This is a genomic window from Kitasatospora sp. NPDC001527, assembly GCF_040298605.1.
Classification (GTDB): domain Bacteria; phylum Actinomycetota; class Actinomycetes; order Streptomycetales; family Streptomycetaceae; genus Kitasatospora.
Genome location: NZ_JBEPAM010000047.1, coordinates 1 through 15,075 on the forward strand (window position 1 = coordinate 1; position 15,075 = coordinate 15,075).

At 73.3% G+C, this 15,075-nt stretch carries 9 protein-coding genes and 2 pseudogenes; 1 reads left to right on the forward strand and 10 read right to left on the reverse strand.

The window, feature by feature from the left end:
* Positions 1-102, forward strand: a pseudogene (locus ABT238_RS30980) (ATP-binding protein); the annotation flags it as partial.
* Positions 103-202: 100 nt separating this feature from the next.
* Here ABT238_RS30980 and cimA read toward each other — a convergent pair.
* The 10 genes and pseudogenes from cimA to ABT238_RS31030 form a co-directional block, all read right to left on the reverse strand.
* Positions 203-1,813 (reverse strand): citramalate synthase, encoded by a 1,611-nt coding sequence (gene cimA, locus ABT238_RS30985; protein ID WP_350570158.1) that lies wholly within the window; start codon positions 1,811-1,813, stop codon positions 203-205.
* Between the two features lie 364 nt (positions 1,814-2,177).
* Positions 2,178-3,290, reverse strand: coding sequence for a branched-chain amino acid aminotransferase (locus ABT238_RS30990; protein WP_350570157.1), 1,113 nt, complete (start codon positions 3,288-3,290; stop codon positions 2,178-2,180).
* A 218-nt stretch (positions 3,291-3,508) separates the two neighbouring features.
* Positions 3,509-4,546 carry a 3-isopropylmalate dehydrogenase gene (locus ABT238_RS30995; RefSeq protein WP_350570156.1) on the reverse strand — a complete coding sequence of 346 codons (1,038 nt, stop codon included), beginning with the start codon at positions 4,544-4,546 and terminating at the stop codon, positions 3,509-3,511.
* 75 nt (positions 4,547-4,621) lie between these two features.
* A pseudogene (locus ABT238_RS31000) lies at positions 4,622-5,186 on the reverse strand (Uma2 family endonuclease).
* A gap of 114 nt (positions 5,187-5,300) precedes the next feature.
* Positions 5,301-8,699 carry a S8 family serine peptidase gene (locus ABT238_RS31005; RefSeq protein ID WP_350802043.1) on the reverse strand — a complete coding sequence of 1,133 codons (3,399 nt, stop codon included), beginning with the start codon at positions 8,697-8,699 and terminating at the stop codon, positions 5,301-5,303.
* Between the two features lie 235 nt (positions 8,700-8,934).
* Positions 8,935-9,096 carry a hypothetical protein gene (locus ABT238_RS31010; RefSeq protein WP_350570152.1) on the reverse strand — a complete coding sequence of 54 codons (162 nt, stop codon included), beginning with the start codon at positions 9,094-9,096 and terminating at the stop codon, positions 8,935-8,937.
* Between the two features lie 319 nt (positions 9,097-9,415).
* Entirely contained in the window at positions 9,416-10,999 is a 1,584-nt protein-coding gene (gene serA, locus ABT238_RS31015) for a phosphoglycerate dehydrogenase (RefSeq protein ID WP_350570151.1), read from the reverse strand.
* Between the two features lie 239 nt (positions 11,000-11,238).
* Positions 11,239-12,237 (reverse strand): ketol-acid reductoisomerase, encoded by a 999-nt coding sequence (gene ilvC / locus ABT238_RS31020; protein WP_350550163.1) that lies wholly within the window; start codon positions 12,235-12,237, stop codon positions 11,239-11,241.
* A gap of 156 nt (positions 12,238-12,393) precedes the next feature.
* Positions 12,394-12,918: an acetolactate synthase small subunit gene (ilvN, locus tag ABT238_RS31025; RefSeq protein WP_030302941.1), complete on the reverse strand. Its 525-nt coding sequence runs from the start codon at positions 12,916-12,918 to the stop codon at positions 12,394-12,396.
* A 35-nt stretch (positions 12,919-12,953) separates the two neighbouring features.
* Positions 12,954-14,807 carry an acetolactate synthase large subunit gene (locus ABT238_RS31030; RefSeq protein ID WP_350570149.1) on the reverse strand — a complete coding sequence of 618 codons (1,854 nt, stop codon included), beginning with the start codon at positions 14,805-14,807 and terminating at the stop codon, positions 12,954-12,956.
* Between the last annotated feature and the right edge of the window lie 268 nt (positions 14,808-15,075).

Genomic DNA, 15,075 nt, shown 5'->3' on the forward strand with positions numbered 1-15,075 from the left:
AGCGACACCCCCGTCATCACCCTCGACGCCCGACGCCGCGACAGCGCCAAGAGCGCCCTCATCACCCTCGTCGAACACGCCCTCCTCGCCCGGCTGCGGTGAGCCGGGGGCACTGCCCGACGACGCACGGCGCGGCCCGCGGACCCTCCGGTCCACGGGCCGCGCCGTCCTGCCTCCGCCACCCGGCGGTGCGGCGGGTCCGCTACTCGGCGTCCGGCTCCAGGCCGGCCCGCAGCAGGCCGTGGGTGTAGGCGTCCTCCAGCGCCAGCCAGGAGGCGGCCACCACGTTGTCGGCCACCCCGACCGTGGACCAGGTCGCGGTGCCGTCGGCGGTGTCGATCAGCACCCGGGTCTTGGAGCCGGTGCCGTGCTGGCCCTCCAGGATGCGGACCTTGTAGTCCACCAGCTCCAGCTTGGCCAGCTGCGGGTAGATCCGCTCCAGCGCGGTGCGCAGCGCCCGGTCCAGCGCGTCGACCGGGCCGTTGCCCTCGCCGGTGGCGATCATCCGCTCGCCCTTGGCCCAGAGCTTGACCGTCGCCTCGTTGCCCGCGGTGCCGCCCGGGCCCTGCTCGCTGATCGTCCGCCAGGACTCCAGGGTGAAGAAGCGCTCGCGGCGGCCGCGCACCTCGTCGCGCAGCAGCAGCTCGAAGGAGGCGTCGGCGGACTCGTAGGTGTAGCCGAGGTTCTCCTGCTCCTTGACCTTGGCGACCACCCGGCCGGCCAGGTCCCGGTCGGCGGAGAGGTCGTAGCCCAGCTCCTTGCCCTTGAGCTCGACGGAGGCGCGGCCGGCCATGTCGGAGACCAGCATCCGCATGGTGTTGCCGACCGTCTCCGGGTCGATGTGCTGGTAGAGGTCCGGGTCGACCTTGATCGCCGAGGCGTGCAGGCCGGCCTTGTGGGCGAAGGCGGAGAAGCCGACGTAGGGCTGGTGGGTGGAGGGGGTGAGGTTGACCAGCTCGGCGATCGCGTGCGAGATCCGGGTCATCTCGGCGAGGCTGCCGGGCGGCAGCACCCGGCGGTCGTACTTGAGCTCCAGCGCGCCGACCACCGGGAAGAGGTTGGCGTTGCCGACCCGCTCGCCGTAGCCGTTGGCGGTGCACTGCACGTGGGTGGCGCCGGCGTCCACCGCGGCCAGGGTGTTGGCCACCGCGCAGCCGGTGTCGTCCTGGGCGTGGATGCCGAGCCGGGCGCCGGTCTCGGCGAGGACGTCGGCGACGGTCTCGCGCACGCCCGACGGCAGCATCCCGCCGTTGGTGTCGCAGAGCACCACCACGTCGGCGCCGGCCTCGTGGGCGGCGCGGACCACGGCGAGCGCGTACGCGCGGTTGGCCCGGTAGCCGTCGAAGAAGTGCTCACAGTCGATGAAGACCCGGCGGCCCTGGGCCCGCAGGTACGCGACGCTGTCGCGGACCATCTCCAGGTTCTCCTCCAGGGTGGTGCGCAGCGCCAGTTCGACGTGCCGGTCGTGGGCCTTGGCGACCAGGGTGATCACGGGCGCGCCGGAGTTCACCAGCGCGGCCAGCTGCGGGTCTTCGGCGGCGCGGCCGCCGGCCCGGCGGGTGGCGCCGAAGGCGACCAGCCGGGCATGCCGCAGGTCCAGCTCCTCGGCGGCGCGGGCGAAGAACTCGGTGTCCCGGGGGTTGGCACCGGGCCAGCCGCCCTCGATGAAGCCGACGCCGAACTCGTCCAGGTGCCGGGCGATGGCGAGCTTGTCGGCCACCGTGAGGTTGATGCCCTCGCGCTGGGCGCCGTCGCGCAGGGTGGTGTCGAAGACGTGGAACGCGTCGTCGGGGAGGTTGGTCGCCTGGGTCATGACCCTGGGTTCTCCGTTCCGGGAGGTCGGTTACTGCTCTGCCGGTTCTGATCCGGCTCCACTGTCCAGCATCCCGCGCGCACCCGGTGTCCCTCGGCCCCTTGTGGGGGCTCCGGCCGGTCCGGGGTAAACAAAAAGACCCCTCGCGGGTGCGAGAGGTCTGCGCGCGGGTCTGGACGCTGGTGGTCGCCCCGCATCGGGTGGTGCGGTGGGCGGTCACTGCGGACCGGCGCGCCTGCTGCTAATCATCAGCGACAGCGAGGACACGTTCGCAGTGTAGGCACATCATCCGCACCGCGGCCCGCCCGTCTCGCCATCCGGGACGGGCGGGCCGGGCGGGCCTCGGGGGCGGCGGCGGGCGGCGTCAGGCGATCTTGTGCAGCCAGCCGTGGGTATCGGGGGCCTGGCCGCCCTGGATGGCGAGGAGGGCGCGGCGCAGCTCCATGGTGACCGGGCCGGGCTCGCCGGCGCCGACGGTCCAGTCGCCGCCGCGGGACTTCACCGAGCCGACCGGGGTGATGACGGCGGCGGTGCCGCAGGCGAAGACCTCGGTGAGGGTGCCGTCGGCGTTGCCCCGCTTCCACTCGTCGGTGGAGATCTTCCGCTCCTCGACGGCGTAGCCGAGGTCGGCGGCGAGCTGGAGCAGCGAGTCGCGGGTGATGCCGGGCAGCAGGGCGCCGGACAGCTCGGGGGTGACGATCCTGGCGTCCTCGCCCTCGCCGAAGACGAAGTACAGGTTCATGCCGCCCATCTCCTCGATCCACCGGTGCTCGGCGGCGTCGAGCCAGACCACCTGGTCGCAGCCCTTGGCGGCGGCCTCGGCCTGGGCGACCAGCGAGGCGGCGTAGTTGCCGGCGCACTTGGCGGCGCCGGTGCCCCCCGGAGCGGCGCGGACGTAGTCCTCGGAGAGCCAGACCGAGACCGGCTTGACGCCACCGGGGAAGTAGGCGCCGGCCGGCGAGGCGATGATCATGAAGAGGTAGGAGTTGGCCGGGCGGACGCCCAGGCCGACCTCGGTGGCGAACATGAACGGGCGCAGGTAGAGGCTCTGCTCCGGCTCGTTCGGGACCCAGGCCTGCTCCTGCTGGATGAGCAGCTCGACGGCCTCGACGAAGGTCTCGACCGGCAGCTCCGGCATCGCCAGGCGGCGGGCGGAGGCCTGCAGGCGACGGGCGTTGGCCTCCGGGCGGAAGGTCGCGATCGAACCGTCGGCCTGGCGGTAGGCCTTGAGGCCCTCGAAGATCGCCTGGCCGTAGTGGAGGGTCATGTTGGCCGGGTCCATCTCGATCGGCGCGTAGGGCGCCAGCTGGGCGTCGTGCCAGCCCACGCCCTCCGTCCAGCGGATGGTGACCATGTGGTCGGTGAACACGCGCCCGAAGCCCGGGTTGGCCAGCCGGGCCTCGCGCTCCGCCGGGGACAGCGGGTGCGCGGAGGGCTTGAGGTCGAACGTGATGGGCGCCTGGGTGGGCGTGCTCATGGCTGTGTGTCCTTCACCGTGGGGTTGGTCCGGGCCGCCCCGCCGGTGGACGTTCCACCCATCTCGGACGGAACGGACGCACGGCGGCACGACCCACTGTCGATACTCGCATCCAGAGGGCCGTGCCGAACAGCCGCGGACTCCTTGGAGATCCGCAAGCTGCCGTTATGGGGTCCGGCCCGCGGGGACCGGAACGCCGTTTGTCGGGTTCCGGCCTCCTAGGCGGATACTCGGGCGGCGAGCGCGTCGCCGACCTGGGCGGTGGTGCGGGCCCCGGTGCGCTCGGCGAGGTCCGCGGCGACCGCGTCCTCGATCCGGGCGGCCTCGGCGGGGTACCCGAGGTGCTCGAGCAGCATGGCGACCGACAGCACGGTGGCGGTCGGGTCGGCCTTGCCCTGGCCGGCGATGTCCGGCGCCGAGCCGTGCACGGGCTCGAACATCGACGGGAAGGCACCGCTCGGGTTGATGTTGCCGCTGGCGGCCAGTCCGATCCCACCGGTGACGGCGGCGGCCAGGTCGGTCAGGATGTCGCCGAACAGGTTGTCGGTCACGATGACGTCGAACCGCTCGGGCTGGGTGACGAAGAAGATGGTCGCCGCGTCGACGTGCAGGTAGTCGGTGGTGACCTCGGGGAACTCCCGGCCGACCTGCTCGAAGATCCGGGTCCACAGGTGACCGGCGTGCACCAGCACGTTGTTCTTGTGCACCAGGGTCAGCTTCTTGCGCGGGCGGGCCTGGGCCCGCCGGTAGGCGTCGCGCACCACGCGCTCGATGCCGTACGCGGTGTTGAGGCTGACCTCGGTGGCCACCTCGTGCTCGGTCCCGGTGCGCAGCGTGCCGCCGTTGCCGACGTACGGGCCCTCGGTGCCCTCGCGGACGACCACGAAGTCGATCTGCGGGTCGCCGGCCAGCGGGGACTTCACCCCGGGGAAGAGCCTGCCGGGGCGCAGGTTGATGTGGTGGTCGAAGGCGAACCGCAGCTTGAGCAGCAGCCCGCGCTCCAGGACTCCGGACGGCACGCTCGGGTCGCCGATGGCGCCGAGCAGGATCGCGTCGTGGGCCTTGAGCTCCGCCAGGACGCTGTCCGGGAGCGTCTCACCGGTGCGGTGGTAGCGCCGGGCCCCGAGGTCGAACTCGGTGGTCTCCAGCTTCACATCGGCGGGAAGCACCGCCCCCAGCACCTTGAGGCCCTCGGCCACCACTTCCTGGCCGATACCGTCACCGGGGACGACTGCGAGACGAATCGTGCGAGACATGCTCGGAGGCTACTCCGGTGTCCCACAGCCTGACATCCCACGTCCACTATCCGGACAACGGCACCGGGGGCCGGATCAGGTGAGATCGATGTCGACCGGGAAGGGACGGTCCAGCTTCAGCTGCTTGTGGTGGATCCCGGTCAGCCCGTAGAGCCCGGTCGCCGGGTCGATCTCGTAGGTGTGGACGATCGCCTGCCCGTGCTCGTCCCCCTCCCCGCCAGAAGTGCGCGATACCGGCGGCGGCGTACTTGCGCGGCTTGACCTCACGGTCGCGTTCCCGGGACTCCGTGGACACGATCTCGATGGCGAGCAGGACGTCCTGGGCGTCGCAGTAGCTTCCGTCGGGCCCCGGGTCCGCGTGCTCGTTCACGACGATGAGATCCGGTTCGGGGCGGTTGCGCAGGTTCAGCCGGATCGTCATCTCCCGCCACACCTGCCAACCGTCCGGGACGGCGGTCTCCAGTGCTCGCTCCAGCCTGCGCAGCGTACGCATGTGGAAGAGGGGCTGCGGGCTCACGAAGATCAGGCTCCCGTCGAGCAACTCGGTGTGCGGCGGGAGATCCGGCAACCGGTCGAGGTCCTCGGCCGTGTACCCCTCGGCCGGGGGCCTGATCCAGTCGGGGTACGGCGCGACGCTCATGGTTCCTCCCGTACGGGCATCCTCGTGGCCGTTCTCAGGCTACTCGGACCGATCCCCCGCTTCTTCACCCTCACGAGGGGCGTGCGCAGATCCGTGCACGCCCCTCGGCACGTGCTACGGCAGGCGCAGGACCTGGCCGCGGTGGGCCTCCGGGTTGAGGTGGTGGAGGAGGAGCAGGCGGGCGGGGGCGGGGTCGGTGCGGTGGATGTCGAGGACGGTGGCGGGGTGGACGGGGGCGGCGAGGGCGGTGGGGCCGCCGGGGCCGGTGCGGACGTCGAGGGCGGGGTGCAGGACGTCGATCGGGAGGGTCGGCCGGGTGCCGTGCAGGCCGATCGCGGAGAAGGCCTCGGCCGGGTCGGGCGTCCCGGGGCCGGCGAGGCCGGTCCACAGCGCGTAGTGGACGGTGCTGCGGCCGGGGGCGATCCCCGGCAGGGCGGACAGGCGGACCGGCAGGACCACGCTGTCGGAGTCCAGCAGCGCGGTGTCGGTGTCGCCCCAGCGGGCGTTCAGCGGCTGGACGTCCAGCTCGGCGCCGGTGCGGGCGTCCAGGGCGCGGGCCACCAGGACGTCGCTGCCGCGCTGCCGGTCGGCCTTGACCACCACGTCGGTCGCGCCGTCCCCGTCGGTGTCCAGCGAGGCCCGGACGGCGAACACCCCGACCGGGGTGGCGGCCGGGGCCCACACCCGGGTGCCGAGGTAGAGCCGGCCCTCGGCGAGCGGGTCGCCGGCGACGGCGGGCGCGTCGGTGGCGGCGCCGGCGGCGCGCAGGTTGGCGGCCCGGTCGCCGGGGCGTTCGACGCAGAGGTCCTGGAGGTGCTCGGCCTCCTCGGTGCTGCCCTCCGGGACGACGCCCGCTCCGGGGCCGACCGCCGCCCCGCTGTCCGGCGGGCAGTCGGGCCAGCGGTCGCCCTCCCCGCCGAGCGCGAGGGCGCTGATCAGACCGGGCGCGCCGCCGGGGGCGTCGGTGCCGGTCAGGGCGACCAGCGCGCCGCCCCGGGCGGTGCGGACCGGGGTGGTGGCGGCCAGGTCGGAGGCCGCCCGCGGCGCGGCGAACAGCGGCACCCGCAGCCCCGGGGCGGCCGGGGCGGCCGGGGCGTCCGGGGTGAGCAGCAGCCGGCCGGAGAGCTCGCCGCGGTAGCTGCGGGCCCGGCCGCCCTGGAGGGTGGCGATCGTCGGGTCGGGGGCACGGCCGAGCGCGCCGGGCACCCGCAGGGTGACCCGCACCCGCGCGGCGCCGCCGGGCGGGACCTCGACCCGGTCGGGCGCGAGCTCGAAGCGGGCGCCGGGCGCATCGGTGGCCGCCGCGTAGCCGGTGCGGTAGGCGACCGGGGCGGCGGAGAGGTTGCGCACCTCCACCTCTCGGACCAGGGCGAGCGGCCCGGTGACGGCGACCGGGCCGAAGGAGACGCCGACGGCGCCCTCGACCGCCCCCTCCCCCGCCGCGTAGGCGACGGCCGGGGTGCGCACGGCGCGGTCCACGGCGGCCCGGCCGGCGCCGGTGCGCTCGGGTCCGTAGACCGGGCCGGTGGCGCCGTCGCCGAGCCAGGTGTCCCCGGCGGTGTTCATCAGCGCGGCCTTGACCTGCTCGACGGTCCAGTCCGGGTGCGCGGCGCGGACCAGCGCGGCCAGCCCGGCGACGTGCGGGGTGGCCATCGAGGTGCCGTCCTCGCGCTGGCCGCCGGCGCCGCTGCCGACCAGGGCGGACCAGATGGTCTCGCCGGGGGCGGCGAGGTCCGGCTTGACGACACCGGGCACGCCGATGCCGCGCGAGGTGAAGTCGGTGAGGGTGTCCAGCCGCTGCGGCTGGTCCTGGGCGACGGCGCCGTGCAGCGGGTTGCCGGGGGCGGCGAGGCGGACCCGGACCGGACCGGCGGCGGCGCCCGCGCGCAGCCGTTCGCCGTCGGCGCGGCCGAGCAGGGCGAGCGGCACCCGGTCGTTGCCGGCGATCTCGGCGAGGTGGTCGTCGTCGGCGGCCAGCAGGGCGCCGATCGCGCCCGCCTCGGCGACGTGGTCGGCGCGCGGGCCCGAGCCGCAGGCGCGCTCGGACTCGCGGGTGCTCCAGGCGAGCACCGCGATCCGCCCGGCGAGCCGCTGCCGGTCGGCCTCGGAGAAGGCCTCGCAGCCGTCCGACTGGTCGGCGGGCAGCGTGAGTTCGCCGGTCACGTCGGCGGTGGACCAGTCCCGGTAGCGGGCGCTCCAGTGGGCGGGGACGGCGCCGGCGAGCGCGGGCGGGTCGAGCACGGTGATGCCGTCGGCGTCGCCGTGCGGGTCGACGGAGGCGGCGACGGCGACCGCCCGGGCGGCGGTGCCGGGGCTGCCGCCGATGCCGTAGACGTCGCCCTCGTTGCCCGCGGCGGCGACCACCACGGTGCCGAGCGCGGCGAGCCGGTCGACGGCCAGGGCGTCGGCGTCGTCGGTGGCGCCGAAGCGGCTGCCGAGCGAGAGGTTGAGGACGTCCAGCCGGTCGCTCGGGTCACCGTCGCCGTCCGGGTCGGCGGCCAGGTCGAGGGCCTGGCCGAGCTGGTCGGTGGAGCCGTCGCAGCCGAAGACCCGGATCGCGTACAGCTGGGCACCGGGCGCGGCGCCGGGGCCGACCCGGAAGCCGGCCGGGTCCAGGCCGGGCCGGTAGGGGCCGCGGTAGGGCTGCCCGTCGGCGGTGACGCCGAGGCCGGCGGCGGTGCCAGCGACATGGGTGCCGTGGCCGTTGAGGCCGCAGTCGATCGGGTTGTCGTCGGGGTGCGGGTCGGGCTGGTAGTGCGGGGCGCCCGGGTCGGGCTGGTAGTCGTCGCCGACCAGGTCGCGCCCGCCCACCACCTTCGCGCTGGGGAACAGCCCCGCGGGCGCGGGCTTTGCGCCGTCGACGGACCGGAACGCCTCCTCGGTGCCGGGGCCGCCGAAGTCGGCGTGGGTGTAGTCGATGCCGCTGTCGGCGACACCGATCCGCACGCCCTGCCCGGTGGTGCCGGCCGCCCCGCCGTCGGAGGAGCCGCCCGCCCAGACCGCGGGCGCGCCGGTGACCGGCACCGAGTGGGCGTTGTCGCGCCGTTTGCGGACGATCGGGTGCACGGCCGCGACCCCGGGCAGGGTGCGCAGCGCGGGCAGCCGGCCGGCCGGCGCGCTCACCGCGAGGCCGGTGACCAGGGTGCGGGTGCGGTAGAGCTCCCGGGCGGCGGGCACGGCGCCGTGGACGGCGTCGGCCAGCCGGTCCAGCGCCGCGGAGGCGCGGGCCCGCTGGGCGGCGCCGGCCCGGGCGGCCTCCCGGTGGGCGGCCTCCGGGGAGCTCCGCCGGCTCCGGGCCTCGTCGCCGGCCCGCCGCCAGACGGGGGCGACGGGCTCGGTGGCGAGTTCCAGCAGGACGGGGACGGGCGTGCCGGCGGCCCGGGCGGCCGGGGCCGCCGGCGGGCTCCCGGCGGCCGGGGCGGCGCCGGCGAGCAGCGCCGGCCCGGCCAGCAGGGCCAGGGCCAGGGCCAGGCCGATCCGGGCGCGCGGTCGGCGGACGGTGGGACGACGCATGGGGTCCTCTCCCCCCGGCCGGGGGAACTGATCCGCATACCGTGCCGCTGACGCCCGCCCGTGCGGCCGTCGATCACCCTTCCGGGGGCCCCAAATTAGGAATATCGCGCCGGTCGGGGCGAGCAACCTCCCCCGAACGGTGGCAAGTTGCACCCTTCAGGGTGATGCTCCGTCAGCCCGTTCGGCCCATTCGGCGGATGAACGCCACCGTGCACGGCGGCCCGGCGGCGACCGGTCAGTGGTGGCCGGTCACGCCGCCGTTGTCGCGGCGGTCCAGCGCCCGCTGGAGCGCGGCGGCGGCGAAGGGGTTCCGCTCGGCGGCCCGGCGGCGGCGCGGGACGCGGGTCTGCGGGGTCGCGGGGGCGGAAGCAGCGTGGCGGTCGGCAGTCGGGGGCATACCGGGGCTCCTTGGTGCGATACGCGCCGTGGGAACGGACGCGGCGGTTGGGGAGGAGGGAGGGGTACACCGGGCGGGGGTCGCCTGCCCATCGGGCGTACGCGCACGCACGGGCCGCTCACCCTGGCTACAGGGGCGGCGCACCGTACGGCTTCCACCACCGTACGGCCCCGGCCCGGCGGTGTCTGCACGAATACTTGGATTTCCTACTATCTGAGACGGCCGTCACCCGGAGGAACGCAAATGTCCGACACGCCCAAAGGCCCGGACCGCCGTGGGGACGGCGGTCCGGGCCCTGGTCAGGGGCCTTGCGGGGCGGTCAGGCGCCCAGGTCGACCGAGCGGGCGAAGCGGGCGCCGATCTCGGCGGCGATGGCCGACAGCACCTCCTGCGGGATCTCGCTGTCCACCGTGAGGGAGGCCAGCGCGCCGCTGCCGTCGCGGGCGACCTGCATGCCGGCGATGTTGATGCCGGCGTCGCCGAGGTGGCGGCCGAGGACGCCGACCACGCCCGGGCGGTCCTCGTACTTGAAGAAGGCCATGTGGTCGGTGAGCGCCACGTCCACGTCGAAGGCGTCCACGCCGACGATCTTCTGGACCTGCTTGGGGCCGGCCAGCGTGCCGGAGATGGCGATCTCCTCACCGTTCGCGAGGGTGCCGCGCACGGTGATGACGTTGCGGTGCTCGGGGCTCTCGCTGGAGGTGGTCAGCCGGACCTCGACGCCGCGCTCCTGGGCGAACAGCGGGGCGTTGACGTAGGACACCGTCTCCGCCACGACGTCCTCGAACACGCCCTTGAGCGCGGACAGTTCGAGCACCTTGACGTCGTGCTGGGTGATCTCGCCGCGCACCTCGACGTCGAGCCGCACGGCCACCTCGCCGGCCAGCGCGGTGAAGATCCGGCCGAGCTTCTCGGCCAGCGGCAGGCCCGGGCGGACGTCCTCGGCGATCACGCCGCCCTGGACGTTGACCGCGTCCGGCACCAGCTCGCCGGCCAGCGCCAGGCGCACCGAGCGGGCGACGGCGATGCCGGCCTTCTCCTGGGCCTCGTCGGTCGAGGCGCCCAGGTGCGGGGTGGCCACCACGTTGTCGAGGGCGAACAGCGGGGAGTCGGTGCACGGCTCCTTGGCGTACACGTCCAGGCCGGCGCCGGCCACCCGGCCGTCGCGCAGGGCACTGAGCAGCGCGTCCTCGTCGACGATGCCGCCGCGGGCGGCGTTGACGATCCGGACCGACGGCTTGACCTTGTGCAGCGCCTCGTCGCCGATCAGGCCGATGGTCTCCGGGGTCTTCGGGAGGTGGACGGTGATGAAGTCCGAGACCTCCAGCAGCTCCTCCAGCGAGACCAGCTTGACGCCCATCTGCGCGGCGCGGGCGGCCTGGATGTAGGGGTCGTACGCGACGATCTTCATGCCGAACGCGGACATCCGCTGGGCGACCAGCACGCCGATCCGGCCGAGGCCGACCACACCGAGGGTCTTCTCGCTCAGCTCGACGCCGGTGTACTTGTTGCGCTTCCACTCGCCGCCCTTGAGCGCGGCGTTGGCCGGCGCGATGTTGCGGGCGACGGAGATCAGCAGGCCGCAGGCCAGCTCGGCGGCGGTGACGATGTTGGAGGTCGGGGCGTTCACGACCATGACGCCGGCCTTGGTGGCGGCGGAGACGTCGACGTTGTCGAGGCCGACGCCGGCCCGGGCGACGACCTTGAGCCTGCGGGCGGCGGCCAGCGCCTCGGCGTCGACCTTGGTGGCGGAGCGGATCAGGACGGCGTCGACGTCCGCGATGGCGGTCAGCAGTTCGGTGCGGTCCGCGCCGTTGCAGTGGCGGATCTCGAAGTCGGGGCCAAGGGCGTCGACCGTGGCGGGCGAGAGCTCTTCGGCGATCAGAACTACGGATTTGCTCACGACAGTGGTCCTTAACTGTCCGGTTCCCCCGGGCACGAAGGTGGCGTGGAGGGCGGGGGAAGGTGGCATGCCGCGTAGGTAGACGCACGACGCTGTGGGCCTGACGCGCACTCGGAAGTGTATCGACGGGCTGGGTACCGGGCTGCTCCCGTCCGGCGAAATCACCCGGACGGGAGCAGCCTAGTTGTACAAGGGCGTTACAAAATCGAGAGGGTCCGATTCCGCGCGCCCGGCGTGGATCAGGCCTCTTCCTTGACCCAGCTCATCAGCTTGCGCAGCTTCTTGCCGGTGGTCTCCAGCAGGTGGTCCTCGTCGGCCTTCTTGTACTCGTTGTACTTGGGCAGACCGGCCTTGTACTCGGCGATCCAGGTGTTGGCGAAGGTGCCGTCCTGGATCTCGGCGAGGACCTTCTTCATCTCGGCCTTGGTGGCGTCGGTGATGATCCGCGGGCCGGTGACGTAGTCGCCCCACTCGGCGGTCTCGGAGACCGACCAGCGCATCTTCTCCAGGCCGCCCTCGTACATCAGGTCGACGATGAGCTTCAGCTCGTGCAGGCACTCGAAGTAGGCGATCTCCGGCTGGTAGCCGGCCTCGACCAGGGTCTCGAAACCGGCCTTCACCAGGGCGGCGGTGCCACCGCAGAGGACGGCCTGCTCACCGAACAGGTCGGTCTCGGTCTCCTCGGTGAAGGTGGTCTTGATGACGCCGGCCTTGGTGGCACCCAGGCCCTTGGCGTAGGACAGCGCCAGGTCGAAGGCCTTGCCGGAGGCGTCCTGCTCGACGGCGACGATCGCCGGGACGCCGCGGCCCTCCTCGTACTGGCGGCGGACCAGGTGGCCCGGGCCCTTCGGGGCGACCATGCAGACGTCGACGTCGGCCGGCGGCTTGATGAAGCCGAAGCGGATGTTCAGGCCGTGGCCGAAGAACAGGGCGTCGCCGGCCTTCAGGTGCGGGGCGATGTCCGCCTCGTAGACGTCGGCCTGGATCGGGTCCGGGACCAGGATCATGATGACGTCGGCCTCGGCCGCGGCCTCGGCGGGGGTGACCACGCGCAGGCCGGCCTCCTCGGCCTTCTGGCGGGACTTGGACTCCGGCTTCAGGCCGACCCGGACGTCCGCGCCCGAGTCGCGCAGGGACAGCGCGTGGGCGTGGCCCTGGCTGCCGTAGCCGATGACCGCGACCTTGCGGCCCTGGATGATGGACAGGTCGGCGTCGTCTTCGTAGAACAGCTCGGCCACGGGGGCACATCTCCTTGCGAGTGGTTTGCCTGGGTCTGCGTCGGTTCCTACCGTATGCGGACCCGGTGAAGGGGTGGAGCGGTGATTCGGAAAGGGGTGCCGCGCGCCAGCGCGCCGTTGGAAGGGCGGTGGTGGGCGACGGGTGGGCGGCGGCTGCTAGGCGCTGCGGTCGAGGGCGCGCAGCGAGCGGTCCGTGATCGAACGGGCGCCGCGTCCGATGGCGACCAGGCCGGACTGGACCAACTCCTTGATGCCGTAAGGCTCCAGCATCCGGAGCATGGCCTCCAGCTTGTCCGAGCTGCCGGTGGCCTCGATGGTCACCGCGTCCGGGGACACGTCGACCGTCTTGGCGCGGAACAGCTGGACGATCTCGACGATCTGCGACCGGGTCTCGTTGTCGGCGCGGACCTTCACCAGGACCAGTTCCCGCTGGATCGCAGCGGACTGGTCGAGTTCGACGATCTTTATCACGTTGACGAGCTTGTTGAGCTGCTTGGTGACCTGTTCCAGCGGGAGGTCCTCGACGTTGACCACGATGGTCATCCGGGACACGTCCGGATGCTCGGTGGGGCCGACGGCGAGGGAGTCGATGTTGAAGCCCCGACGGGAGAACAGCGCGGCGATCCGGGCGAGCACGCCGGGCTTGTTCTCGACCAGGACGGAGAGGGTGTGCTTGGACATGGGGCGTGGGTTCCCTTGGTCGTTCCGGAAGGGGCTCAGTCGAGGTCGTCGCCGAAGTCGGGGCGCACCCCGCGGGCGAACTGGATCTCGTCGTTGCTGGTGCCGGCCGCGACCATCGGCCAGACCATGGCGTCCTGGTGGACGATGAAGTCGATGACCACCGGGCGGTCGTCGATCGCCATCGCCTGCTCGATCACCGCGTCGAGGTCCTCGGGGCGCTCGCAGCGCAGGCCGACGCAGCCCATCGCCTCGGCGAGCAGGACGAAGTCGGGGATCCGGGTGCCCTGGGCGGGCGGCTCGATGCCGTCGTGGCCGGGGCCCGCGTGCAGCACGGTGTTGGAGTAGCGCTGGTTGTAGAACAGCGTCTGCCACTGACGGACCATGCCCAGCGAACCGTTGTTGATGACCGCGACCTTGATCGGGATGCCGTTCAGGGCGCAGGTGACCAGCTCCTGGTTGGTCATCTGGAAGCAGCCGTCGCCGTCGATCGCCCAGACCGCGGCGTCCGGGCGGCCCGCCTTGGCGCCCATCGCGGCCGGCACGGCGTAGCCCATGGTCCCGGCGCCGCCGGAGTTGAGCCAGGTGCCCGGCTTCTCGAAGCGGATGAACTGCGAGCTCCACATCTGGTGCTGGCCGACGCCCGCCGCGTAGATGGCGTCCGGGCCGACCAGCCGGCCGATCCGCTCGATGACCTGCTGCGGGGAGAGCTGGCCGCCCGCCGCGGGGTCGTAGCCCAGCGGGTAGGTCCGCTTCCACTCGTCGAGCCGCTCCCACCAGTCGCTGTAGTCGCCCTTGTGGCCGGCGTCGAACTCGGCCTGGACCGCGACGATCAGGTCGGCCAGCACCTCGCGGGCGTCGCCGACGATCGGCACGTCGGCCGGGCGGTTCTTGCCGATCTCGGCCGGGTCGATGTCGGCGTGGACGACCTTGGCGTACGGCGCGAAGCTGTCCAGCTTGCCGGTGACCCGGTCGTCGAAGCGGGCGCCGAGGGTGAAGAGCAGGTCCGCCTTCTGCAGCGCGGTGACGGCCGGGACGGAGCCGTGCATGCCGGGCATGCCCAGGTGCTGCGGGTGGCTGTCCGGGAACGCGCCGAGCGCCATCAGGGTGGTGACCACCGGGGCGCCGGTCAGCTCGGCGAGGATCCGCAGCTCGGCCGTGGCGCCGGCCTTGATGACGCCGCCGCCGACGTACAGCACCGGGCGCTTGGCGGTGACCAGCATCTTCGCGGCCTCGCGGATCTGCTTGGCGTGCGGCTTGGTCACCGGGCGGTAGCCGGGCAGCGAGGTCTCGACCGGCCAGCGGAAGGTGGTGGTGGCCTGCAGGGCGTCCTTGGCGATGTCGACCAGGACCGGGCCCGGGCGGCCGGTGGCGGCGATGTGGAACGCCTCGGCGATCACCCGGGGGATCTCGGCCGGGTCGGTGACCAGGTAGTTGTGCTTGGTGATCGGCATCGTGATGCCGCAGATGTCCGCCTCCTGGAAGGCGTCCGTGCCGATCGCCTGGGAGGAGACCTGGCCGGTGATCGCGACGATCGGCACCGAGTCCATGTACGCGTCGGCGATCGGGGTGACCAGGTTGGTCGCGCCCGGGCCCGAGGTCGCCATGCAGACGCCGACCCGGCCGGTGGCCTGCGCGTACCCGGTGGCGGCGTGGCCGGCGCCCTGCTCGTGACGGACCAGGATGTGGCGCACCTTGGTGGAGTCCATCAGCGGGTCGTACGCGGGAAGGATGGCCCCGCCGGGGATGCCGAAGACGGTGTCCGCGCCGACGGCCTCCAGCGAGCGGATGAGCGACTGCGCGCCGGTCATGGTCTCGACGACGTGCTGCGGAGCGGGAGCGTGGGCGGCCGGGGTGTCCCCGCGGCGGGGGGCTGCGGCGTGCTCAGTCATCTGCCTGTCTCTTCTCGGTTCTGGCCGGCCCGGAGGTTGCGGGCCCCGGGGTCGAGGGATGGGGTCCCGCTTGCGGGCCGATCGCCGGCTCTGCCCCAATCGTCCCTTTCGAGGGGCCACGGGGCCAGGGGTATTGCAGTGGTGGAACGGCGTCAGTGCAACAAAAAACCCCTCGTGCCCAAGGGCATGCGAGGGGTGGCGCGTCGGTCTGTCACAAGCGGGGCATGGCCCGCTCAGCCGACGCGCCCGCCAAGTACGAGAATTCGGG